The organism is Mycolicibacterium confluentis (assembly GCF_010729895.1).
GTDB classification, from domain to species: Bacteria; Actinomycetota; Actinomycetes; order Mycobacteriales; family Mycobacteriaceae; genus Mycobacterium; species Mycobacterium confluentis.
Genome location: NZ_AP022612.1, coordinates 3368586 through 3392850, shown reverse-complemented (window position 1 = coordinate 3392850; position 24265 = coordinate 3368586). Strand labels below are relative to the sequence as shown.

Sequence of the window (24265 nt, the reverse complement as noted above, 5' to 3'; positions counted from 1 at the left end):
GCCAGACACCACAAAGGGCGAGCCGCCGCGTCAATGCATACTCATGATTCACCAAATGCACATAACCCCAGGTAAACAGGTAGTTGACCTAACCACGCTATAGAGTTAGGGTTCACAACAACGTAGGGATTTCACCACTTGAGAGGACGTTGCAGTGACCACAGGACGACTTGACGGAAAGGTCGCGCTGGTTTCGGGTTCGGGCCGCGGAATTGGGCGTGCGGTCGCGGAGAAGCTGGCCGCCGAGGGTGCCAAGGTGGTCATCAACGATCTCGACGCCGAACCGGCCAAGGAAGTGGTTGCCGCGATCGAGGCCGCCGGCGGCCAGGCCGTCGCGTGCACGGGCAGCGTCACCGACCCTGAGTTCGCGGATCGTTTCGTTGCGGCGGCGGTCGACAACTTCGGCGGTCTGGACATCATCGTCAACAACGCCGGCTACACCTGGGACAACGTCATCCAGAAGATGACCGACCAGCAGTGGAACGACATCATCGACGTGCACCTCACCGCGCCGTTCCGCATCCTGCGGGCCGCCCAGCCGGTGATCTCCGGTCTGGCCAAGAAGGAGAAGGCCGAAAACGGGCAGGCGTCCCGCCGTGCCATCGTCAACACGTCGTCGACCTCGGGCCTGCTGGGCAACCCCGGACAGGTCAACTACTCGACGGCCAAGGCGGGCTTGATCGGCATGACCAAGACGCTGGCCAAGGAGTGGGGCCGCTACAACGTCACCGTCAACGCCATCGCCTACGGCGTCATCAACACTCGGCTGACCACGATCACCACCGAGGCGAAGACCATCGACGTCGACGGCCGCGAGATCAAGGTCGGCGTCAACCCGGACGTCTACGAAGCCGTCACCACCCAGATCGCGCTCGGCCGCGGCGGCAGCGTCGAAGAGGCGGCCGGTGCGGTGTACCTGCTGTGCGCCCCGGAGTCGAGCTACATCACCGCTCAGACGCTGGTCTGCAGCGGCGGAGCGTGACCGGCGCGGAGCCGGCGGCCCACATCGCGCCGCCGGCGTACGAAGAGGTCGACTACCGCTTCGACGACGGCGTCGCGGTCATCAGCTTCAACGCGCCTCAACGCCGAAACGCGTTGCGCAACCAGATGTTGCGTGACCTGTGGGATGCGCTCGACATCGCCGATCGGGACCCGGCCGTGCGTGCGGTCGTCCTGACCGGTGCGGGTGACCACTTCTGCGTCGGAGCTGAGCTCAACGGACCGGACACCCTCCTCGAGGCTCTCGAGGAGGACGTCCAGGGCCACACGCCGACGGGGTACCGTGAGCCGGGTGGCCGTGTCAGTGAACGGTTGTTCGACATGCGCACCCCGGTGATCGCCGCGGTCAACGGCGACGCAGTGGGTGGGGGAGCGTCGATCATGGCGGCCACCGACGTGCGGATCGCCGGTGAGCGTTCGCGTTTCGGGTTCGTGTTCACCCGTCGCGGTGTGGTTCCGGAGAGCGCCTCCTCGTGGTTCCTGCCACGACTGGTGGGCCTGACCCGGGCCACCGACTGGGTGCTGTCCGGGCGGGTGTTCGGGGCCGCGGAGGCCTACGAGGCCGGTCTGCTGACCCGCGTCGTGGCGGCCGATGCCGTTCTCGACGAAGCGATGACCTACGCCCGGGTGTTCGTCACCGAGACTTCACCGGCATCGGTCGCGTTGTCTCGGCGACTCCTCGGCCGCAGCTGGGGGCACGCCACCCCGAGGGCGGCATGCGAGGACGAGTCCCGTGTGTACGCCAGCCGGCTGCGTACCGCCGATGTCCACGAAGGCGTGATGTCGTTCCTGGAGCGCCGCCCCGCGGTGTTCCCGCCACTCAACGACCATCCCGCCGACCACTTCTGACACCCCCGGAGGCCCCTGCATGGACACCTCAGCGCCGTTCACGGCATGCCAGTACGGCACGGATGCCGAATTCACCCACGATCCAGCGGGTATCGCCAACTACAACGAGAGCGTCTACGTCAACTTCGTCGACCCGATCAGCGAAGTGAGCGCTCTGATGCGCATCGGCAACCGGCCGACGATGGGGTACTCGGAGGCCACGGTGCAGTTGACGCTGCCGGGTGGGCGCATCGCGCTGCGCGCCGGGCGTAAGCCCAACGAGTCCAACGAGCAGTGGTCGACCCAGGGCCTCACCATCAAGCCCAAGGATCCGACTCGGTCGTGGGAGGTGACCTACCGCAACACTGTGGCGCTCATCAGCACGCCGTCGCTGCTGGCTGAGCGGGGCAGGCAGGCGCTGAAGAACTCCCCGTCGGTGGAGTGCGAGATCTCGCTGACGTTCGAGGCGTCGGTGCCGATGTTCACCATCGCCGAGGACGGGGACTGCACGCCGGGCAGTTCGCAGATCGCCACCGACCACTACGAGCAGTTCGGTCATGTCAGCGGGACCGTGCGGCTGGGGTCGACGACGTGGACCATCGACCGCGCGACCTCCTTCCGCGACCACTCGTGGGGCCCGCGGGAGTGGGCGTCCTACACAGGGGAGTGGCTCGCCGCATGGCTGGCCGACGGCACGGCGATCACTGCGTACGGCGAGTTCGAACCGAACGGTGAACGCGCGTCGGGCGGCGTCGTGGTCACCCCGGACGGGGTCTTCCACCCCATCCGGGACTACACCGTCTACACCGACTACGCGGGTGAGGCCACCTACGACGGGCGCAACGTCGGAGTGATCACCGCCGACGGTCTTCCGACGCTGGTGCTCGACGGGTCGATCAACCACTTCGTGCCGGTCACTCAGCGCACCGCCGACCGCGCCGCGCGCATGGGGCAGATGTCCGTCCGTTACGCGGGCGGCCAAGGCGGCTGGGGCATCGCAGAGTTCCTGCGGCCCCTCACCTAGCGAACGACGGAGGGCAACAACGATGTACCCCGGACGTCACGTACAGGAGAATCCCGACCGTCCCGCGCTGATCATGGCGGGCAGCCGAGAGACACTCACCTACCGGCAGTTCGACGAGCGCGCCAACCGAGTCGCCAACCACTTCCGCGCACTCGGTCTGCGGCGCACCGACCCCATCGCGATCTTCACCGAGAACCACCTCGACATGATCGTGACGATGTCGGCAGCCGAACGCTGCGGGCTGTACTACACCCCGATCAACTCGTTCCTCTCGGTGGAGGAGGCGGCCTACATCGCGGATGACTGCGGCGCCAGACTGCTGGTCACCAGCGCCGCCAAATTCGATGTGGCGAAGCAGCTTCCGCAGCACTGCCCGAAGGTCGAGCACTGGCTCGTCATCGACCTGGCCGACCCGCCGCAGCCGTTTGAGAACTTCGCAGCGGTCATCGAGCAGTACCCGTCGACACCCGCCGATGACGAGCGACTCGGCACCCCGATGTTCTACTCCTCGGGCACCACGGGCCGGCCCAAGGCGGTCAAGCGCCAGCTTCCCGATGTGTCGCCGCAGGAACAGCTCGGCATCGAGGAGATGGGAAAGCGGCTTTTCCGGATGCGCGAGGGTATGACGTTCCTGTCGACCGCCCCGCTTTATCATTCCGGCCCGCAGTCCAGCATCTCGATCGGCCTGCGCCTTGGCGCCACCCACATCGTGATGGAGAAGTTCGACACCGAGCAGTTCCTGGCGCTCATCGAGGAGTTCGGGGTCACCCACACGATGGTGGTGCCGACGATGTTCTCCCGAGCGCTCAAGCTGCCCAAGGAGATCCGGGAGAAGTACGACCACTCCTCGCTGGAAGCCGTCGTACACGGCGCCGCACCGTGCCCGCGCCAGGTCAAGCAGGCCATGCTCGACTGGTGGGGCCCGGTGATCTACGAGTACTACGGCGGCACCGAGGCGAACGGAACCTGTGGCTGCACCCCGCAGGAGTGGCTGGCCAACCCGGGCACCGTCGGCAAGGCGTTCTTCGGCGAGATCGTCATCCGGGACGACGACGGCAACGAACTTCCCGCGGGAGTTCCGGGAACCATCTGGTTCCGTGGCGGCAACAGCTCGTTCGAGTATCTGAACGACCCTGAGAAGACCGCGCAGGCACAGGATTCCACCGGCACGATGTCGAGGATCGGCGACATCGGCTACGTCAACGAGGAAGGCTATCTGTTCCTCACCGACCGGCAGGCGTTCGTGATCATCTCCGGCGGAGTCAACATCTACCCGCAGGAGATTGAGAACCTGCTGATCACCCATCCCGAGGTCATGGACGCCGCGGTGTTCGGTGTCCCGGACGAGGACTTCGGGGAGGCCGTGAAGGCGGTCATCCAGCCTGTCGATCCAGACGGCGGGACAGAAGAACTCGCGCAGCGGCTTCTTGAGTTCTGCACCGAACACATTGCCAAGTTCAAGTGTCCCAAGTCCTTTGACTTCATTGATGAGATGCCCCGGCTGCCGACCGGAAAGTTGTACAAGCGCCAACTTCGCGACAAGTACTGGCAGGACCAGAAGGAGAAGACGAGTGCGTAGGACGCTCTACACCGAGGAGCACGAGGCGTTCCGGCAGGCGTTCCGCGCGTTCATCGACCATGCCGCGGTGCCCCACGTCGACGCGTGGGAGGAGGCCGGAACCGTCGACCGGGAGTTCATCCGGGCCGCCGGCGAAAACGGTTTCCTCGGTTTTGAATTCGGTGCCGAGTACGGCGGTCTGGGCATCGAGGACTTCCGCTACAACGCGGTGATGACCGAAGAGGTCGTCGCCTCGGGTATGGCCGGTGACCTCTTCTCGATGCAGAACGACATCATCGTGCCCTACCTGCGCGATCTGGCCACCCCCGAACAGCAGGAGCGTTGGCTTCCCGCGTTCACGCGTGGTGACTGCGTCACGGCCCTGGGCATGACCGAACCGGGTGCCGGATCCGATCTCGCGGCGATCAAGACGACCGCACGCCGAGACGGCGATCATCTGGTGATCAACGGCCAGAAGACCTTCATCACCAGCGGCGCCACCTGCGATCTGGCGATCGTCTTGGTGCGCACGGGTGAACGTGACGGCCGCGGCACGACGTTCGTGGCCGTCGAGAACGGCACGCCGGGCTTCGAGCGCGGCCGTCCCATGCACAAGATCGGCCGCAAGGCTCAGGACACCGCCGAACTGTTCTTCGACGACTGCCGGGTGCCGGTGTCCAACATCATCGGCGAGCCGGGACGCGGATTCGGTTCTGCGATAGCGAATCTCCCACGCGAACGGCTGTCGATCGCCGTCGCGGCGGTCGCCTCCGCGCGTCACGCACTGGAGTTGGGACTCGACCACACCCGCGCGCGCAACGCGTTCGGTGGACCGCTGACGAATCTGCAGTCCGTCCGGATGCAGATCGCGGACATGCACACCGACATCGCCGTGCTGCAGGAGTACGTCGACCGCTGTGTGGTGGCCCTCAACGACGGTGAGCTCACCGCCGCCGAGGCCGCCGGCGCGAAGTACAAGGCGACTGAACTGCAGTGGGAGGTTCTCGACCGCGTGCTGCAGTTGTTCGGTGGCTACGGCTACATGGAGGAGTATCCGATCGCCCGGATGTGGCGCGATGCGCGCATCCAGCGGATCTATGGCGGATCGAACGAGGTCATGAAGGACCTCGTCGGACGAGCGGTGGTGGGTTGATGTCGACGTTGGATGGACGGGTGGCAGTGGTCACCGGCAGTTCTCGAGGAGTGGGCCGCGGTATCGCCCTGCGCCTGGCGCGCAACGGGGCGGCGGTCGCGGTGAACTACCGTCGCGGCGCTGAGGCCGCCGACGAGGTGGTCTCCGAGATCGTGTCGGCAGGTGGCCGAGCCAAGGCGTACTGCGCGGCGATCGACGATCACGACGCCGTCGACGCGATGGTGGACGCGGTGCGCGAGGACCTCGGCCCGGTGGACATCGTGGTCAGCAACGCGGGCACCGCGAGCAAGGGGCAACCCGTCAGTGACACGCCGGGCGCTGACTTCGTGTCGCTGCTGCAGGTGCATGCGTTGGGCCCCATCCACCTGGTGCAGAGAGTCCTGCCGGACATGCGGGCCGCGGAACGCGGTGACGTGGTGATGATCTCGAGCAGCACCGTGACCGAGGCGCCGGCGCTGTCGGCTCCCTACACCATGGCCAAGGCCGCCATGGAGATGTGCGTCCGCACGCTGGCGCAGGAGGAGCGCGAGCACGGCATCCGCGCCAACATCGTGGCGCCCGGCCTGGTCGAGACCGAGATGGGACGACGCCTGGTCCGTGCGGCCACCGGCGGTGGGTCGATCGAGGATCTCGCCCGCACCTATCCGTTCGGCCGGGTCTGCACGCCGGAGGACATCGCCGGGGTCGTGGCATTCCTGGTGTCGGCCGACGCGGGCTATGTCACCGGGCAGCGGGTCACCGTCGACGGTGGCGGCCGTCCGGTCAGCGTGATCTGAGGAGGGTGCAGAGATGAGTGAGGGAACTTCGGAATTCCTCGAGGAGTTGGCCGCGGTCCTCAGTGCCCGTGTGGCCGACGGCAGTCCGGTCGAGTTGGTCGACGTCGATCAGCGCGGCGAGGGCAACTCGTGGGAGACCTATCTGATCACCGCGTCCTGGGATTCCGGGGCCAAGAGTGCGTCATACGCCGTCAAGCGTGAACCCCTCAGCGGCATTGTGGGCAGTTACGACGTGGGTCGTGAGGTTGCGCTGCTGCGCGCCGCCGACGGCCTGGGCCTGCCGGTGCCCGGCGTGGTCGCGCATCGTGTCGGTGAGCCCGGCAATCGCGGGTTCTTCGTGATGGAGCGCCTGGTCGGCGTGGTTCCCATGCCGCACAACGTGTCCCGCATGGTCACCGACGCCGCGGACCGCGCGGCGCTCGGCCGCCGGGTGGCGCGTGAGATGGCGACCCTGCACGCGGCAGCACCTGAGTCGCTGACCCTGCCCGAACTCGACGCGCCGCCGGCACCCGGGGACACGGGACGGGTCGAGAACGACCAGTGGCGCAAGACCTACGACGAAGTCGCCACGGTCCGGATACCTGTCCTGGATCTGGCACTGGCGTGGCTGGACCACCGTGCCGATCAGGTCTCGGGCCGGGTCGCGCTGGTGCACAACGATTTCAGGGTGGGCAACCTCGTGGTCAGCCCGGACGACGGGTCCCTTGTCGGCGTCCTCGACTGGGAGACTGCACATTTCAGTGACCCGATCGCCGATCTGGCCTGGTTCTTCCAGCGCACCTCGCGTGGTCGCTCACCGCTGGCCTGCAAGCTGCTCCCGGTCGACGAGTTCCTCGACGTCTACGCCGAGGCCGCCGGATGGCGTCCGGAGCCGGCGAGCCTCACCTGGTGGGCCGTGCAGTCCCTGACCAAGACCGCCATCGGGTGCCTGCAGGCCGTCGCGATCTACGAACGCGGAGACCGGCCCGAACTGCGCTACGCAAACATGGCGCACAGCGTGTACTACAGCCTCGGATGGCTCAATCAGATGCTGCGCGACGGAGAGTGGGGATCCTGAGATGACGATCTATGCACTGGATCTGAACAAGGTGCAGCACACGATCCGGGAGACGCTGGTCAACAGCGTGCTGCCCGCGATCGAATCGGAGAGCGCCCGAGGCGAACTGCACGCCGTCATCGAGATGCTGGACAACCTCGACGGGCGGCTGGCCTGGGCTTCGGCGCCGTTGTCGGAGAGCGTCTCCCAGACCAGGGCGCTGGCCGAACTGCTCGGCCGCGACGTCGAGGGTGACGGTCTCGAGGCACTGCGCAGCGGTCGCGTCGCGATCGGCGATGCGCTGGCATCGGCGTATGCCGACGGTTCCGGCCCGGAGATCGCCCGTGCGGTCGCCGAATTCACGGCGGCCGACGTCAAGTCCGAGATCTCGCGGGGCCTGCTGCCCGGCCTCCCGGACTAGGCGGAGGTCAGTCCTTCGGGCCGCACCATCGCGAGCACCAGGGCCGTGAGCTCCTCGGTGATCTTCGGACGGTGACGCAGCCTCGGGTTCTGGGTGACATCCGTGACGACGCCGATCGCGGCCTGGGCGAGCGCGCGGGCGTCACCGGTGCTGAGCCCGTCGGACAGCGTCTCGATGGCTTCGACCCACTCGGCCACATACTCCCGTTGCGCGTTGCGCAGCGTCTGCTGTTCCTCCTCGGGCAGGTACAGCAGATCCGAGGCGAGGATGTGCATGAGCCGGCCGTATGGGCCCACGGCCTGCCGGATGTAGGTGCCGACGAGCGCGTCGAGCGTCTCCTGCGGAGTGGCCGCGTAGGCCAGCGCATCGGCGGTGACGTAGAGCAGACCCTCGGCGCCCCGGTCCAGGACCGCGCGCAGCACCTCGGTCTTGCTCGCCACATGCTGGTAGAGCGTGGCGGTGGACATCTCGGAGGCCTTGGCGATGTCGTCGATGTGCACATCGTAGAAACCGCGCTCGTCGAACAGTCGCGCGGCGGCGTCGATGATGCGTTCCCGGCGGCCCGCGGGCTGGCGGTGCGTGGGTGCGGGATCAGGGGCGACGTCCGGATCATGTTCGGGCAGTGGGCATTCGATGATCGACCACGCGAGTGCCCGCTGGATCTCCTGCAGCCGATCGGCGGAGAGGGATCCTCGAATGTCGGGTGTGCTCGAGAACATCGCCAGCACCGCGAAGCCCAGGAGCTCGGACTTGTACTCGCCGAGTTCGGGCTTGAAAGCGTTGATGTGTGCGGCGATCTGTTCCTGATTGTCGGCGAAGTACTTTCGGAAGATCTCGCGTTCGGCGGGGTCGAGGTGTCGCTGTTCACGTCGCCACAGGGTGGCCTCGTTGCCGTTGGCCGTGAGATCCCCGAAACCGGCCAGCAGAAGATGCAGTCTCTCCTCGGCCGTCGTGCCCTGGTCGTTGACCGCCGCGTGCAGATCCTCGGCGAGGCGCACCTGGCTCATGAGCGCGTGCACCAGGATCTCGTGCTTGCCCTTGAAGTGCCGGTAGACGGCCGGTCCGGTCAGGCCGACCGCGGCGCCGATCCGATCGATGCTGACGTTCTGGTAGCCGTAGTCCTGGAAGAGGTGGGCCGCAGCACGCGCGACCTGTTCGGTCCGATGACTGCCCCGGGCGGACGAGTGCAGAGTCTTCTTCACGTTCTCCACGCGCGCTGCCGTCGATCGTGGCATCTCACTCTTTCCCATCGGCTGGGGCATGGCTCCAGTTTCGCATCCACGCTGCAGACCAGCCCGCCCTGAAGGTTCCGGGCGCGCCGACAGCAGTGCCCACTATCCCACCCGACTATAGTCTGAATTAACTAAAGAAGCCATCAGTGCCGGATAGGCCGTTATTGACCGGGATATATGCCGGAGTTAAAGTTCACAGATGGCGCTGGCGTGGACGTCAGACAGGCCGACAGAATCGAGAGGCAGCCAGAATGGGCCATTACAAGAGCAACCTGCGCGACATCGAGTTCAACCTGTTCGAACTGCTCGACCGCGAGAACATCTTCGGCGCGCAGCCGTATGCGGAGATCGACCTCGACACCGCGAAGTTCATCCTTCGGGAGGTGGACCGCCTCGCGCGTGAAGACCTCGCCGAGTCCTTCGAGGAGGGCGACCACAACCCGCCGGTCTACGACCCGGTGACCAAGTCGGTCACCGTCACGCCAGCCTTCGCCGCGACGTACAAGACCTGGATGGACGCCGAATGGTGGCGACTGCGGGTGCTTCCCGAACTCGGGGGCACGCACGCACCGAGCTCGCTGAACTGGGCCCTGGCGGAGTTTGTCCAGGGTGCCAATCCGGCCCTGTGGACCTATGTCGGTGTGCCGACCGCCGCCCGGGTGGTGTGGAAGCACGGGACCGAACGGGACAAGAAGATCGCCCAGTTCGCTATCGACAACCACTGGGGCGCAACGATGCTCCTCACGGAACCGGATGCCGGCTCGGATGTTGGCGCCGGCCGCACTCGGGCCATTCCGAACGAGGACGGCTCCTGGAACATCGAAGGCGTCAAGAGGTTCATCACGGCCGCCGAGCACGATTTGGCGGACAACATCCTGCATCTGGTGCTGGCCCGCCCGGTCGGCGTCGACGGCGTCGGCGGGCCCGGCACCAAGGGCCTGAGCCTGTTCCTGGTGCCGAAGTACCACTTCGATCTGGAGACCGGCGAGCTCACCGGGGAGCGCAACGGCGCCTATGCGACCAACGTCGAGAAGAAGATGGGCATGAACGTGTCCACCACATGCGAGGTGACCCTCGGCGAGGACACCCCGGCTCGGGGCTGGCTGCTGGGCGAGGTGCACGACGGCATCGCGCAGATGTTCGACGTGATCGAGGATGCCCGGATGATGGTGGGCAGCAAGGCCGTCGCCACCCTGTCCAGTGGTTACCTCAACGCGCTGGACTACGCGAAGCAGCGCATCCAGGGTTCGGATCTGGCGCAGTCCTCGGACAAGGCGGCGCCCCGGGTGACCATCACCCGTCACCCCGATGTCCGCCGTTCGCTGCTGACGCAGAAGGCCTTCGCCGAGGGTTTGCGCTCACTGATCCTCTACACCGCCGCCTGGCAGGACGAGGTCGCGATCAAGACCGCCGCCGGTGAGGACGCCGCGCTGGCCGAGGCGGTCAACGATCTGCTGCTGCCGCTGGTCAAGGGTTACGGTTCGGAACGGACCTGGGTCGTGCTGGGAACCGAGTCGCTGCAGACCTACGGCGGTTCCGGCTATCTGCGCGAGTACCCCATCGAGCAGTATGTGCGCGACGCGAAGATCGACACCGTCTACGAGGGCACCACGGCGATTCAGGCTCAGGACCTGTTCTTCCGCAAGGTCATTCGCAACCGCGGCAAGGCTTTGGGTCACGTGTTCGGTGAGATCAATCAACTGGTGGCCGACGGCGCCGCCGAGCTGGCTCTCGAACGGGAACTGCTCGGCACGGCTGTGGCCGATGTCGAGGCGATCATCGAGAAGATGACCGGTGATCTCGCCGCATCCAAGGACAGCGCCGAGCAGATCTATCGGGTCGGACTCAACGCCACGCGGTTGCTCTACGTACTGGGCGATGTGGTCGTCGGCTGGCTGCTTCTGCGCGGAGCCCAGGTCGCCCTGCGTGCACTGGGAGCCGACCCGAGTGCGTCCGATGTGGCGTTCTACCAGGGCAAGGTGGCCGCGGCACGGTTCTTCGCCCGTGAGATCCTGCCGCTGGTCGCGGCCCAGCGCGAGGCGGCGCTGCGGGTGGACAACTTCGTGATGGAACTCGACGAGGCGGCGTTCTGATCAGCCGCTGACGACGAAGGCCACCACCCATCGGGTGGTGGCCTTCGTCGTTGTGTCAGAAGCTATTCCGACTGGCGCACGATACACAGCGCGTCGACTGCCACGAGACCGTCCTCGGTGACCAGAAGTGGGTTGACGTCCAGTGATTCGATCCAGTCATGGCCCGCCGCGGCCAGATTCCCGAAGCCCACCAGTGTCTGCGCGAGTTGGTCGAGGTGCCACGGCTGCGATCCGCGGAAGCCGTGCAACAACCGCACGTCCCGGAACTCCTCGATCAGGGTCTCGGCGTCGGCGGTCGTCAACGGCGCGGGCCGACCACCGACGCGCTGCAACACCTCGACGAAGACGCCGCCGAGACCGAGCATCACGATCGGGCCCAGTTCACTGCGCCCGTCGACCCCGATGAGCAGTTCACCGCGCGAGGCGGTCATCGGCTGCACGGCCACGGCCGACGCGACGCCGTGTTGCGCTGCGATGTCGCGCATGTGGGCCACGGCCTCCGGGAGTCCGTCGGCGCTGATGTTCAGGGCCACCGCGCCCAACTCGGTCCGGTGGGCCACGTCGGCGAGTTTGACGGCATACGGCCCGGGGAACGGGGCGCTGATGTCCGAGTCGTCCTCGTCGATCACGGCGTACGGTGCAGTCGGAATGTCGAACCGGCCAAGCAGTTCCATGACGTCGCGGAACGGCAGGAACCGGGTGCCCGCGGCATCGGTGACGGGCTCGGATGGGCACGGCACGGGTGCGGGGGTGTCGGCGAGGTCTCCGATGTTCTGTCGGTCGCGGACGACGCTGCCGAGAGCGTGCAAGCCGCGCAGCGTGCCCCGGATGCCGTACCCGAGTGCGACGGCCCCGTCGTCACCGATGACCTCCTTGGCGAACTCACCGACCTCGCCTGCGCCCGCGGCGATCGCGACGGGTTTACGGTGTCGCCGCGCGGCGACGGCCACGTCGTCGATCAGACGTCGGTACAGCGGTGAGTCGCTCCACATGTTGACGAACACCACGGCGTCGAGTTCGTCTGAGCCCACGTACTTCTCGACGATGTCGGTCCAGAAAGTCGCCCCGAAACCGGTGGTGTCCAGGGGGTTCGGCACAGTGATGCCGGGGATCGTCGATGCGACCCAGTCCGCGAGGCTCTCCAGCGGCGGGAGCGTGAGTCCCTCCTCCTCGGCGACGTCGAAGGCCAGGGAGGCGAATCCTCCGGTGCCCGCGACGACGCCGATGCGCTGCACGGGATTCCACACCGCGGGGTCGAGTTGGCTGACGATCGAGAGACGGTCGACGAGTTCCTCGAGGTCGAAGGCCAGTTGAATCCCCACCTGACGGAAGGCCACGTCGTACGCCCACGCGTTGCCCGCCAGTGCGCCGGTGTGGGAGGCCGCCATCTGCTGGGTGCGCGCGTTACGCGCGAGCTTGACCGCGACGATAGGTTTGCCCGCCGCGATGCAACGACGGGCGGCCGCGAAGAACTCGGCGGGCCGTCGGATTCCCTCGATCACGAGGCCGACCGCGTTGGTGTCCGGGTCGGTGGCGAGGAAGTCGAGGTAGTCGGCGATGTCCGTGGCGGCCTCGTTGCCGGCCGAGATCAGCCGGGAGATCCCGACCCCGGTGCGCGCTCGCGCGGCGATCGCGATGCCACCGATCATCGCGCCGCTGTGGGACACGATGGAGATGCCGCCCGGCGCGGGGTGATAGTCGGCCGAGGCGGTCAGGTGCAGGCTGCGGGGGACGCTGATGTATCCCAGGCTGTTGGGGCCGATCACGGCCATGCCGCCACGCGTGGCGGCGTCCACCAGGCGAGCCTGCAGGCTTGCGCCCTCGTCGCCGAGTTCGGAGAACCCCGCGGCGTAGACCACCAGGCCGCCGCAGTCGAGGTCTGCGCACTCCTCGGCGAGTGCGACGGTGCGCTCTGCGGACATCACCGAGAGCACGGCGTCGATCGGTCCGGCGATGTCGCGGATCGATCGGACGGCGGGTGCCCCGAGGACCGTGTCGGCGGTGGGATGGACGAAGTGGACCGTGGCCCCGCTCTTGAGTGTCGGTGCGATGAAGTCCGCGTACGGTGACTTGTCGCTCAGGCCGACCACGGCGATCGTCGCAGGATTCATCAGCCGGTCGAGCCGATGGTCAACGAGGGTCATCGCTGCTGCCCTTCAATCGGGAAGTGTGAACTCTGATTATGGTAGGCGATCACGAGAAACTCCAGAAAAATGCTGCAAAGTAGCGAAAAAGTTAAGACCCGCTATGTAGCATCACATCGTCCCGGTGGTGAGGTGAACCGGGCTGACGAGCAGCAACGGAGGATTCATGGCGAGGACTGAGGCACTCGAACGCGTCGAGCATATGTATGTGAACGGCTTCCCGGACCCGGCGACCGCGACGGTCGAGGATCTGCGCAGGGCCTACGACGATCTGCTCCTTCAGTTCCCGCTGCCCGCCGGCGTCGAACCCTCCGAGGGCGTGGTCGGGGGCATCCCGGCCCTGTACGTGAGCGCCGAGGGAGCGGCCCAGGACAAGGTGCTGGTGTGGTTCCACGGTGGCGGGTACGTGCTCGGCAGCGCCAGGGGGTTCCAGGAACTCGGACACACACTGTCCGCGGCCTCCGGTATGACAGTCGTCCTGCCGGACTATCGCCGCGCACCGGAGTGCAAGTTCCCGGCGGCGGTCGATGACGGTGTCGCCGCGATCGAACATCTGGTGTCGACCTATGGCGCGGAGAACGTCGCGGTCGGCGGGGACTCCGCCGGTGGCGGCCTGACGCTCGCCGCGTTGACGGCACTGCGTGACCGAGGTGCGCCACTTCCCGCCGCGGCGGTCTTCGTCTCGCCCCTGCTGGACTTCACCGCAAGTGGCGCGAGCGTCGACCTGTACGACGGCAAAGACGTTGCCGTCTCGCGTGGTTCGATCGCGAATCTGCGGGAGGCCTATCTGCAGGGCCACGATCCGCAGGACCCCCTCGCGTCACCGGTGTTCGCTGATCTGGCGGGCCTGCCGCCGGCGTTGTTCATGGTCGGGTCCCACGAGGTTCTGCTTGACGACTCCAACCGCGCGGCCATGTCGATCACCGAGAGTGGCGGCACCGCAACGGTGTCGCTGTATGACGACATGGTCCACGTCTGGCCCCTGTTCTCGTCGATCCTCCCCGAGGGCATCGCCGCCGCCGAGGAGGCGGGTCTGTTCGTTCGTAAGCACCTGAGCTTCTAGGCGCACACAGCATCTCGATCTCTGCCCCCAGAGCCCTGACACCGGGCCCTGGGTGATTCTCGTTGCCTGCACTGCATGTCGTCACGTCGGTGGGAAGTGACGAAATGTTCCTGCGTTCACTTCCGGGCATTCCGTTCATCGTCGAAAGGAGAAGTCCATGAACAATGCATCCGACACGAGGTCGGGCCGGCGAAGATTCACACTCTGGCTGGGCTCGGTCGTCGCGGCACTCGCTCTGCTCGTTGGAGCGGCGATTCCGGCGGCGGCCGCCGAGTTGATGCGCGTGACGTTCGTACGTCACGGGCAGTCGCTCGGAAACGCTTCCGGCACCATCGATTCGTCGACACCGGGTCCGGTGCTCAGCGAGTTGGGGCACCAGCAGGCCGAATCACTGATCGGCAGGCTGGGCGACAACAACTATGACGCCATCTACGCATCCACGATGGTGCGAACCCAGCTGACGGCGGCGCCCATGTCGCGGTACCTGGGCCTGCCCATCCAGGTGGTCCCCGGCATTCAGGAGATCGAAGCCGGCGATTACGAGGGCACGCCGGAGCGCGATGCGGGCAGCGGTTACATGCTGGCACCGATGGCCTGGGCGTTGCAGGGCGACCTGGACGCTCGCCTTCCAGGGTCGCTCGACGGGCACGAGTTCAAGGCTCGGATGGACGGCGCGTTGCAGAACATGTACGACAACGGTGACCGCAACGCCATCGTCTTCTCCCATGGGGCGGCGATCATGTTCTGGACGTTCATGAGCGTCGACAACCTCACCCTGCCCCAGAAGCTCGCCCTGTTGGGTGGCTCGATGCCGAACACCGGGTACGTCGTGATCGAGGGCAATCCGGAGGACGGCTGGAAGCTGGTCAACTGGAACGGCCAGGAGTTCAGCCAGCAGCGGACCTTCGGGGCCGAGGTGAAGCTCCAGATCCGGACACTGGCTCGGCAGCTCAAGGTCGTGGTGGACTCGGTGGGCCAGGCGCTGGGCACGCGTGATCCCGTGACCATCGCGACCGCGCTCAATCACGCGGTCAGTGAGGCGGCCTTCTCGGTGGTCAAGTTCAACCGTGCCGTGGCCGCGGAGGCCATCGAACGGTTGGAGAAGGCGTTCACGCGCAGTGCGCCGGCGCAGCGGAACGAGATCACCGAGGTCAACCGACAGTCGGTCAAGGAGCTCAGTGAACCTGCTGAGACCTCAAGCCCGGCAAAGGAACTGGTCGGCCGTGTGGTTGCGGACAAGGGTGCCTCGGCCATCGACACGGTGAAGTCCAGCTTCGAACTCAAGCGTGAGACCGTGAAAGCCGATCGTGCGGCTCTCAAGGCTGATCGTGAGGCCAAGCGGGCCGAACGGGCGGAGGCCGTGAAGTCGCGGTTGGGGAACGACTCCAAGCGTGGCACCGCGGGCTCTGCTGTCGAGGCCGACTCCGGTTCCGGCACCGGTTCCGGCACCGGTTCCGGTTCGGATTCCGGCTCCGTTTCGGGCTCTGCTGGTGACAGCGGCGGCAGCGAGGACTGACCCCTGAATGACGAAGGCGCCCAATCGGTCGATTGGGCGCCTTCCTCATATCTTGGGGAGGGGGATCAGGCTCCTGCTGCCGCGTAGATCGGGAGCAGATCGGTGGCCGCGTCGGCCAAGAACTTCGGGTCCACCAGCAGATGCTGGGTGGCAACCTGCATATCGCGCACGTACCGGCCCAATGTGCTTGTGCGGCCGATGCTCTGGCTGCCGCTCCAGCGATGCGCGAAGCCCACGATGGTGTCCATGGCCTCATGGCTGAAGGCCAGCTGCTGACGCATCCGGGCCATCTGTTCGGGTGTGCGGGTGTGACCGGCGTTCACCGTGGCTTCTGCCGACTCGACGAGGTCGTAGAACGCCAATCGGACTGCGTGCAGCAGCGCCTCCATCCGGGCGAACTCGAGCTTGAAGATTTCGGCCTCTCCGATCGGCCCCCCGTAGTTGGGCCGGAACTTCTTGATGGCCACTGCGGCAAGCAGTTCCAGCGCGCGGGTCGCGATACCGAGCACCACCGGAACGTGCGGCAGCGGGCCGACGAACTCGTTGGACAGTTTGTAGATCGTCTCCGACCGGTAGGGAGTGCCGCCGAAGGTGACGATGGTGTGCTCGTCAGGTGCGAACTTCTTGTCGACCCGGTAGTCGTGGCTGCCGGTGGCGCCGAGACCCCAGACATCCCAGTTCTGCTTGAGGTCGATCTCGGCCTTGGGGAACATGGCCACCCGGGGCTGCGGCTGCCCGTCCTCGCCGAGGATCGGGTTGCCGTCCTCGTCGGCGACGAACACACCGGCGCCGATCCAGGTGGCATGGTCCGACCCGCTGGCGAAAGCGAAATCGCCCTCGACGATCAGACCGCCCTCGACCTGCTTGGCCGGGTAGCGGGGGAGCAGCTGACCGGCGACGCGGAAGTCCTCGTCCCGGCTCATGAGGTCCTTGGCCACCTCGGGCTTGAGGTAGCCGAGCACCTCGGCAGTCGACCAGGAGGTCGCCATGAACGCCCACGCAGTGGACGCGTCGGCCTTGGCCATCTCCTCGTAGACCCGCAGGCCCTCACTCGGCAGCAGGCCGCCGCCACCCAGTTCGGTCGGGACCAGCATGCGGTGCAGGCCCTGCTCGGAGATCGCCTCGCGAACGGTGTCGGTCAGCGACTGTGCCCGCTCCATGGCCTCGGCCTCGGCTCGGATCAGCGGCGTGATCGAACGAACTCGCTCGAGATAGTCGGCCAGCCGGTCGCCGTCTACGGAGGATTCGTGGGTCAGCGTGTCTGTCATATCGTGCCTTTCTTGCAGGTTCGGGCGGGACCGCGTGGATGCCTCGTGAATGCACTGCTGTGACCAAGGTAACGAAATTAATGCTAATGTCAAGAGGCTAGTTTGCAGGCCAGAAGCCTGAGCAGTCCGACTCTAGACCGAAACGAGCACTAACCATGCATCTGACGCAAGCGTTGCACAGAGCGGTGCAGCAGACCCCCGACCTGCCGGCCACGGTGTTCGGTGAACGAGTGCGGACATGGGCGCAGAGCGCAGACCGCGCGGCGCGCCTGGCGGCGGCTCTGAAGGGTCTGGGAGTCCACAGTGGCGACCGTGTCGCGATCCTTGCGCAGAACTGCGACGACTACCACGACTTCCTGTTCGCGGTGCCCTGGGCCGATGCGGTGGCGGTGCCGGTCAACACGCGATGGAGCGCGCGCGAGATCGCGTTCTCGCTTGAGGACGCCGGAGTGGTGGCCCTGGTGGTCGATGACGCGTTCCTCGACATGGTCGACGAACTCAAGCACCTGGCGCCCGTTGTCAAAGCCTTCGTCCACAGTGGCGACCGGACCCGGCCTGCCGACCTCCACGGCTTCGAGGACCTCATCGCCGCGCATGACCCGATCGAGGACGCGCGTCGTGGCGGTGACTCGTTGGCCGCGATCTACTACACCGGCGGCACGACGGGAACCCCGAAGGGGGTGATGCTCAGTCAGGCCAACCTGATGTCGGCGGCCCTGGGCGCGCTGGCCACGGGACAGTTCCTCGCACCGCGTGGACGCCTGCTGCACAGCGCGCCCATGTTCCACCTCGCCGATGGTTCCGGCTGGGTCGCCCGCAACCTCGTCGGCGGCACACATGTCATCCTGCCGGGATTCAGCGCGGAGACCGTCGCGGCCGCCGTCGAGCAGCATCAGATCACCGATATGTTTTTGGCGCCCACGATGATTCAGATGCTGGTCGACTCGTCGGCGGCACGCGCGCACGATCTGTCGAGCCTGCGGCATCTGCTCTACGGCGCCTCACCGATCTCACAGGCACTGCTGGAGCGCACCATGCGGCTGCTGCCTCTCGTGAAGCCCCTTCAGGCGTACGGGATGACGGAGCTTTCGCCGACGACCACGGTCCTCACGGCCGAGGATCACCAGACCCCGGAGCTGCTGAGGTCGGCGGGCCGTGCCGTGCCGATCGCCGAGGTGAAGGTGGTCGACGAGGACGACAACGAGGTGCCGCTCGGCACCGTCGGCGAGGTCGTCGCCCGAGGTCCGCACGTGATGCTCGGCTACTGGAACCGGCCGCAGGAGACCGCGCAGGCGCTGCGCGGCGGATGGATGCACACCGGCGACGGCGGCTACATGGACCAGAACGGCTACCTGTTCATCGTCGACAGAATCAAGGACATGATCGTCACCGGTGGTGAGAACGTGTACTCCGCGGAGGTCGAGAACGCCCTCGCCCAGCACCCGAGTGTGGCCACCTGCGCGGTGATCGGCGTCCCGGACGCTGACTGGGGTGAGCGCGTTCATGCGGTTGTGGTGCTGCATGAGGGTGCGACCGCCACGTTCGAGGAGCTGCGGGAGCACTGCGGTGCCCTGATCGCGCGCTACAAGGCACCCCGCAGCGTCGACTTCGTCGAGGCGCTGCCGTTGACCGCGGCGCAGAAGGTGTCCAAAGTCGAACTGCGCGAGACGTATTGGAAAGACGAATCGCGCTCAGTGTCCTGATCGGACGCCAACGCAATGTGGTCCGCGACGTCATCGGCGCGGACCACATTGCGTTGGGCTGAACTGATCGGCCCTCAGTCGGTGCGCGGACTGACCTCGTAGTCCGCCAGGTTCAGGGCCGAGGTGCGGGCGAAGTAGTCGGGAACGGCCCACGGTGAGTTCGTGACGACCCGGCCGGTGCTGTTGCGGTAGTAGCTTTCGACGCCGTCCATCGCGTACACCATGGCGTTGTTGGTGTCGTCGAGTTCACGGTTGTAGGCCTCGAACGGTTCCTCGCGGACCTCGACGGTGGCCAGATCGTCGCGGACCATCTCGGTCAGCATCTCCACCACGTAGCGCACCTGCGCCTCGGCGACGGTCAGCCAGCTGCCGCCCGGCGGGTTGGTGTTGGGGCCGTACAGGAAGAACAGGTTGGGGAAACCGGGCGCGGTGATGCCGAGGTAGGCCCGGGCGTTGTCATCGCTCCACGACTCCCGCAGCTCGACGCCGTCGCGACCGCGCAACTCCATCGGATAGAGGTAGCGCTGCTGCTGGAATCCGGTGCACAGGATCAGGATGTCGACGTCGAAGGTCTCCCCGGAATCGGTCACCAGCCCGTTCTCGGTGAGGTGGTCGACACCCTCGGCGACCAGGCTGACATTCGGTCGGCGCAACGTGGCGAACCAGCCGTTGTCCATCAGCAGGCGCTTGCCGAACGGCGGGTACTTGGGCAGCGACTTCTCGATGAGGTCCTCGCGGCCCTCCAACTGGGCGCGCAGATACGCGGTCAGGTTGCGCCGGTAGGCATCGTTGAGCCCGCTGACGAGCCTGCCCTTCTCGGCGGCCTTCGGGTCCACCCGCAGCGCCGGGTAGTTGCGCTCGGTGTAGATCCAGTAGAGGCGGAACCGGAACCAGGCGCGGTAGAACGGCACATTGCGGTACAGCCAGTGCCGGGCAGGGGATTGCTTGCGGTAGTACTGCTCATTCGGTGTGGTCCAGTGTGGTTCGCGCTGCACGACGACCATCTGCTCGACGTCGTCGGCGATCGCGCAGACCACCTGCATCGCGCTGGCCCCGGCGCCGACGACGGCGACCTTCTTGCCGCGCAGGTCGGTCTCCGGTGACCACCGGGCCGAGTGCAGCACCTGTCCCGAGAACTCGTCCATTCCGGGGAACTGCGGGATGTTCGGAGTGTTGTGCAGCCCCGCGGCGGTGATCAGCGCGGAGCAGCGCACGGTCTCGGATCCGTTGCCCGAGTTGATCTTCACCGCCCACGCGCTGGCATCGGCGTCCCATTCGGCGCCTTCGACGCTGACTGAAGTCTCGATGTGCGGCGCCAGGCCGAAGTGGGCGATCACATCGTCGATGTACTGCCGGATCTCGTCGGGCTGGGCGAAGTTCTGGCTCCACTCGCGAGGGAAGAACGAGTACGAGTACAGATCGTTCGGGACGTCGACGCGGGCGCCGGGGTAGTTGGCCTCGTACCAGGTGCCGCCGACGTGGTCGTTGCGCTCGAGCACCCGGAACGGGATGCCGGCCCGCTTGAGGTGCACCGCCGCCGCCAGGCCGGAGAAGCCGGCACCGACGACGATCACCGAAAAACCGGTATCTGCACACTGATCGGTGACGTCATCGGCGACGAACGGCGCGAACCCGAGCTGCTCGGCGGCCAGCGGAACATACTTCTCGGTGACCGGTTCACCCATCACCGCGGACATCAGCTTGACCAGTTCTGCGCCGTTGGGGGAGGGGTGGGCGACCGGAGTTCCGGTGCTCCACTCCATGATTGCGGCGAAGGCGGCGTCGCGAACTTCGGCGACGCGCTCGGCGGGCAGCCCACCGTCGTCGTGGCTCTCGAAGCCGAGGGTCGGGGTGACCGTGTATGGCTCCGCCAGCCACCGGGCATCTCCGGTGAGCTGATACAGGACGCCGATCAGGCAGGGCACATTGGCCTCTGCCAGGGCGTCGCGCAGTTCCTCGGCGTCGATGGTGACGCTGGGTTCCAGGACTTGGCTCACGAGATCTCCTTGCTCAGGGTGGCGGCCGTCCGTACGGCCTCGAGGCGTTCGGTGGGATCGGTTGTCATGGGGGTGACGTTGACCAATGTCACGCCCGCGTCCCGCAGCACGGTGAGACGCTGACGAATGTGATCGGCGTCGCCGATCAGGGAGGTGGCCCGGACCAGTTCGTCCGGCACGGCGGCGGTGGCCTCCGCGATGCGGCCGGCCAGGAAGTGGTCCTGGATGACGGCGGCCTCGTCGGCGAAACCGTAGGCCGACACCAGTTGGTTGTAGAAGTTCTTCTCCCGCGAGCCCATTCCGCCCACGTACAGCGCCAGTTGAGGTTTGGCGGCGTCGATCCACTGGGATGGATCGCCCTCGGTGATGGCCAGTGGAGCCCGCACGATGATCTCCAGCGGACCGAGATCGTCACTGCGCTTGGCGTTGCCCTTCGCGAGTGCCTCGCCCCAGACGTGTGGAAGCTTCTCGGGATAAAAGAAGATCGGCTCCCAGCCCTGTGCGAGCTCGGCGGTCAGTTCGACCATGCGGGGTCCGAGCGACGCGATCGAGATCGGGATGTCGCTGCGCACCGGGCGGTTGATGAGCTTGAGCGGCTTGCCGAGACCTGTGCCGCGGCTCGGGTCCATCGGGATCTGATAGTGCCGTCCGTCATGTTTGAGCGTTTCGCGCCGCCAGACCGACCGGCAGATCTCGATGGTCTCCCGGGTCTTTCCGAGGATGTCCGCAAAGGGAATCCCGTGGAAGCCCTCGACCACCTGCGGCCCTGACGGACCCAGGCCCAGTCGTGCCCTGCCGTTGGACACGTAGTCGAGTCCGGCGGCGGTCGTCGCGATGAGGGTCGGCGTGCGGGTGTCCAATGGCAGTACGCCCGTGGCCAGTTCGACCGAGGTCGTCCGCGCCGCGAGGTAGGCCAGTTGGGTGGGGGCGTCAAGCGAGTAGGCCTCTCCGAGGGTCACTGACGCGAGGCCGGCCTCCTCCCACGCTGCGATCTCCTCGCCGACGGCGGCCATCGGCCTGCCGAAGTCGAGGACGGTGCCGATGCGCATGTGCGAAGCCCTTTCTCTCCCGTTGTGAGGGTCAACTTCAGTAGTATGACCCGATATTACCTAACTATAAAGGGACTTAAGGCCCAATTGTTAGGCAAGATTCTTCATCGGCGCGAAACCTGGGCGGTAGACGCGAAACCGGCGGGATCCTCTTAGGAGGGTCCCGCCGGTTTCGGTGGAGTCGGCTGGTTTCAGATGTCGAGGACGAGCCTGTCGCCGCGGCTCCGGGAGACGCAAATCATCATGCAGTCATTGCGTTCACGCTCCTCGTGGGTGAGGACGTCATCGCGGTGTTCGGGAATGCCGTCGAGGACCGGTGTTTCGCAGGTTCCGCACATGCCGGACTGGCACGAGGACATCACGTCGACACCGTGCGCCTCGATCGCCTCGAGCACGCTCTGGTCCGCGGACACGGTCAATGTCACACCGTGGCGGGCCAATTCGACCTCGATCGGGGTGTTGACCCATTCGGTCTCGACAGTGCTGGAGCTGAATCGTTCCAGCCGCAGCGCGCCGGCGGGCCAGGTTGTGCAGCGTTCTTCGACCGCGGCGAGCAGACCCTGCGGACCGCAGCAGTACACCAAGGTGTCTGCCTGTGGGGCGCCGAGGATGTACTCCAGGTCCAGCAGCCCACGCTGATCCTGCGCCCAGAACTCGACCCGGTCACCGTACGGGGCCAGTTCGTCGAGGAATGCCATGGATTCGGTGCTGCGACCGCCGTAGAACAACTTCCAGTTCGCGCCCACCGCCTCGGCCTCGGCCAGCATCGCCCGGATCGGCGTGATACCGATGCCGCCGGCGATGAACAGGTAATTCGGTGACGGCGCGAGCTGGAAATGGTTGCGAGGACCGCGAATACGGATCTCGGCGCCCTGTTCAAGGGTGTCGTGCACGTAAACCGATCCGCCGCGGGAACGCTCATCGGGCTCGCGGAGCACCGCGATGCGCCAGGTGCCCCGGTCGGCGGGGTCACCGCACAGCGAGTACTGGCGCACCAGGCCTGAGGACATGATCAGGTCGATGTGCGATCCGGGTGTCCACTCCGGGAGCGGATGGCCCCCAACCTCTTTCAAGGTCAGTGCGGCGATGCCGTCGGCGATGACATCCTTGCCGGCGACGACGACGTCGGCCTCGTACTCCCGCATGACCAGACGCACGGTGCTTGCCTGTTCCCGGCAGTCAACGTTGGCCATGCGGTCTACCACGTGACGGGCAGCGACTTCAGCCCGAAGATCTTGGCGTCGGTCTTCACCTGGATCTCGTCGGAGGGGACCGCGACCTTGAGTGTCGGAATCCGGCTGAACAGCGTGCTGATCACCGACTGCAGTTCCACCCGGGCCAGCGGCGCGCCGAGGCACACGTGGATGCCGTGCCCGAAGGCGACGTGGCCTTTGGCGTCCGTGCGCAGGATGTTCAGCGTGTCCGCATCCTCGAATTGTTTGGGGTCGCGGTTGGCCTTGTCCATGGCCACCATGACGATGTCGCCGGCCGGGATGGTCTGACCCGCGAGTTCGATGTCCTCGGTCAGGTAGCGCGGCAGATTTCCGATGATGTCGAGGAAGCGCAGCAGTTCCTCCACCGCAGCCGGCACCCGGGACGGGTCCTGGCGCAGCAATTCGAGTTGATCGGGATGCTCCAGGAGGGCGTACACGCCCAATGAGATCATGTTGCCGGTCGTCTCGTGCCCGGCCATCAGCAGGAACGCGGCCATGCCAGCCACCTCCGGGATGGTCAGGTCGCCGCTGCGAACGTGGTTGAGCAGCAAGCTGATCAGATCGTCGCCGGGATCATCCATCTTGGAGACGGTGAGTTCGCCGAGATACCCCATCACCGATGCGACCGTCTGGGCCGCCTCTTCCGGTGAGGTATCGAGGCGCAGGAACTTCACGGTCTCTTCCTGGAACCAGTCGTGCCGGTCGTAGGGGATGCCCAACAATTCGCAGATCACCAATGACGGCAACGGGAGCGCCAAGGCCTGGACCAGGTCGACCGGCCCGTCCTGCTCGAGCATCTGATCGATCAGCTTGTTCGTGATCCGCTCCACCGCGGGCCGCATGGCTTCCATGCGGCGCGGGGTGAATTCGCGGGAGAGCATCTTGCGCAGCCGGGTCTGGTCCGGCGGATCCATCGCGACGAAGAAGCCGGGCAGTGGCTCGCCGCCCTCGTCGCCCCGGGATGGGTCGGGGATGTTCCGGACACTGGAGCGCCGATCGCCGAGCACCGCTTTGACATCGCTGTAGTCGGTGACCAGCCAGGCCGGGACGATGTTCTTGAACGAAACCTTGCGGATAGAACCGCCATCGGCGTAGTCGGCCGCGGGCGCGAACGGACACGTCCGCGTGAACGGGAATACCGGCGCCTCTTGGGCCGAAATCTGCTCGCTGGTCGTCACTCTGAGGCCTCCT

General features: G+C 66.2%; 19 protein-coding genes. 12 read left to right on the top strand and 7 right to left on the bottom strand.

The features are described 5' to 3' along the window. Window positions 1–154 precede the first annotated feature (154 nt). The 8 genes from G6N34_RS15880 to G6N34_RS15845 are packed head-to-tail and all read left to right on the top strand — an operon-like array spanning window position 155 to window position 7795. Entirely contained in the window at window positions 155–982 is an 828-nt protein-coding gene (locus G6N34_RS15880; protein ID WP_085148202.1) for an SDR family NAD(P)-dependent oxidoreductase, read from the top strand. Beyond that, window positions 979–1848: an enoyl-CoA hydratase-related protein gene (locus G6N34_RS15875; protein ID WP_085148199.1), complete on the top strand. Its 870-nt coding sequence runs from the start codon at window positions 979–981 to the stop codon at window positions 1846–1848. The genes G6N34_RS15880 and G6N34_RS15875 overlap by 4 nt, the downstream gene beginning before the upstream one ends. A 19-nt stretch (window positions 1849–1867) precedes the next feature. After that, on the top strand, window positions 1868–2851 hold the full coding sequence (locus G6N34_RS15870; RefSeq protein WP_085148196.1) for a DUF7064 domain-containing protein: 984 nt from the start codon (window positions 1868–1870) through the stop codon (window positions 2849–2851). Window positions 2852–2873: 22 nt separating this feature from the next. Further along, window positions 2874–4430: an AMP-binding protein gene (locus G6N34_RS15865; RefSeq protein ID WP_085148193.1), complete on the top strand. Its 1557-nt coding sequence runs from the start codon at window positions 2874–2876 to the stop codon at window positions 4428–4430. Then, window positions 4423–5562, top strand: a complete 1140-nt coding sequence (locus tag G6N34_RS15860; RefSeq protein WP_085148190.1) for an acyl-CoA dehydrogenase family protein — start codon at window positions 4423–4425, stop codon at window positions 5560–5562. Before G6N34_RS15865 ends, G6N34_RS15860 begins: the two co-directional genes overlap by 8 nt. Continuing rightward, window positions 5562–6338 (top strand): SDR family NAD(P)-dependent oxidoreductase, encoded by a 777-nt coding sequence (locus G6N34_RS15855; RefSeq protein ID WP_085148188.1) that lies wholly within the window; start codon window positions 5562–5564, stop codon window positions 6336–6338. Before G6N34_RS15860 ends, G6N34_RS15855 begins: the two co-directional genes overlap by 1 nt. A 13-nt stretch (window positions 6339–6351) precedes the next feature. Next, on the top strand, window positions 6352–7395 hold the full coding sequence (locus tag G6N34_RS15850) for a phosphotransferase family protein (RefSeq protein WP_085148186.1): 1044 nt from the start codon (window positions 6352–6354) through the stop codon (window positions 7393–7395). Window position 7396: 1 nt separating this feature from the next. Next, the gene (locus G6N34_RS15845) at window positions 7397–7795 is read left to right on the top strand and encodes a hypothetical protein (RefSeq protein ID WP_085148184.1); all 399 of its coding nucleotides are present in this window, start codon (window positions 7397–7399) and stop codon (window positions 7793–7795) included. Here G6N34_RS15845 and G6N34_RS15840 read toward each other — a convergent pair. Continuing rightward, window positions 7792–9030: a TetR/AcrR family transcriptional regulator gene (locus G6N34_RS15840; protein WP_085149925.1), complete on the bottom strand. Its 1239-nt coding sequence runs from the start codon at window positions 9028–9030 to the stop codon at window positions 7792–7794. The two genes, G6N34_RS15845 and G6N34_RS15840, sit on opposite strands and share 4 nt — an antisense overlap. Window positions 9031–9278: 248 nt before the next feature. On the opposite strand from G6N34_RS15840, the gene G6N34_RS15835 reads away from it, so the two are divergent. After that, on the top strand, window positions 9279–11120 hold the full coding sequence (locus G6N34_RS15835; protein ID WP_085148181.1) for an acyl-CoA dehydrogenase: 1842 nt from the start codon (window positions 9279–9281) through the stop codon (window positions 11118–11120). A 62-nt stretch (window positions 11121–11182) separates the two neighbouring features. Here the strand turns inward: G6N34_RS15835 and G6N34_RS15830 are convergent, their stop codons facing one another. Beyond that, on the bottom strand, window positions 11183–13264 hold the full coding sequence (locus G6N34_RS15830) for an acetate--CoA ligase family protein (RefSeq protein ID WP_085148178.1): 2082 nt from the start codon (window positions 13262–13264) through the stop codon (window positions 11183–11185). Window positions 13265–13430: 166 nt separating this feature from the next. On the opposite strand from G6N34_RS15830, the gene G6N34_RS15825 reads away from it, so the two are divergent. Then, window positions 13431–14327 (top strand): alpha/beta hydrolase, encoded by an 897-nt coding sequence (locus G6N34_RS15825; protein WP_085148175.1) that lies wholly within the window; start codon window positions 13431–13433, stop codon window positions 14325–14327. A 157-nt stretch (window positions 14328–14484) separates the two neighbouring features. Beyond that, a complete protein-coding gene (locus tag G6N34_RS15820; RefSeq protein WP_085148172.1) occupies window positions 14485–15843 on the top strand; it encodes a histidine phosphatase family protein in 1359 nt (452 codons plus the stop codon). 65 nt (window positions 15844–15908) lie between these two features. Here the strand turns inward: G6N34_RS15820 and G6N34_RS15815 are convergent, their stop codons facing one another. Continuing rightward, window positions 15909–17111 (bottom strand): acyl-CoA dehydrogenase family protein, encoded by a 1203-nt coding sequence (locus G6N34_RS15815; protein WP_085148169.1) that lies wholly within the window; start codon window positions 17109–17111, stop codon window positions 15909–15911. A 155-nt stretch (window positions 17112–17266) separates the two neighbouring features. Between G6N34_RS15815 and G6N34_RS15810 the strand changes: the two genes are divergently transcribed. Continuing rightward, window positions 17267–18814 (top strand): long-chain-fatty-acid--CoA ligase, encoded by a 1548-nt coding sequence (locus tag G6N34_RS15810; RefSeq protein WP_085148166.1) that lies wholly within the window; start codon window positions 17267–17269, stop codon window positions 18812–18814. A 74-nt stretch (window positions 18815–18888) separates the two neighbouring features. Here the strand turns inward: G6N34_RS15810 and G6N34_RS15805 are convergent, their stop codons facing one another. The 4 genes from G6N34_RS15805 to G6N34_RS15790 form a co-directional block, all read right to left on the bottom strand. Further along, window positions 18889–20811, bottom strand: a complete 1923-nt coding sequence (locus tag G6N34_RS15805) for a flavin-containing monooxygenase (RefSeq protein ID WP_085148163.1) — start codon at window positions 20809–20811, stop codon at window positions 18889–18891. Beyond that, complete coding sequence (locus G6N34_RS15800) at window positions 20808–21860, bottom strand: LLM class F420-dependent oxidoreductase (protein WP_085148161.1); 1053 nt, start codon at window positions 21858–21860, stop codon at window positions 20808–20810. Before G6N34_RS15800 ends, G6N34_RS15805 begins: the two co-directional genes overlap by 4 nt. A gap of 191 nt (window positions 21861–22051) precedes the next feature. Next, on the bottom strand, window positions 22052–23053 hold the full coding sequence (locus tag G6N34_RS15795; protein WP_085148159.1) for a PDR/VanB family oxidoreductase: 1002 nt from the start codon (window positions 23051–23053) through the stop codon (window positions 22052–22054). Window positions 23054–23058: 5 nt separating this feature from the next. Further along, entirely contained in the window at window positions 23059–24252 is a 1194-nt protein-coding gene (locus G6N34_RS15790) for a cytochrome P450 (protein ID WP_085148156.1), read from the bottom strand. Between the last annotated feature and the right edge of the window lie 13 nt (window positions 24253–24265).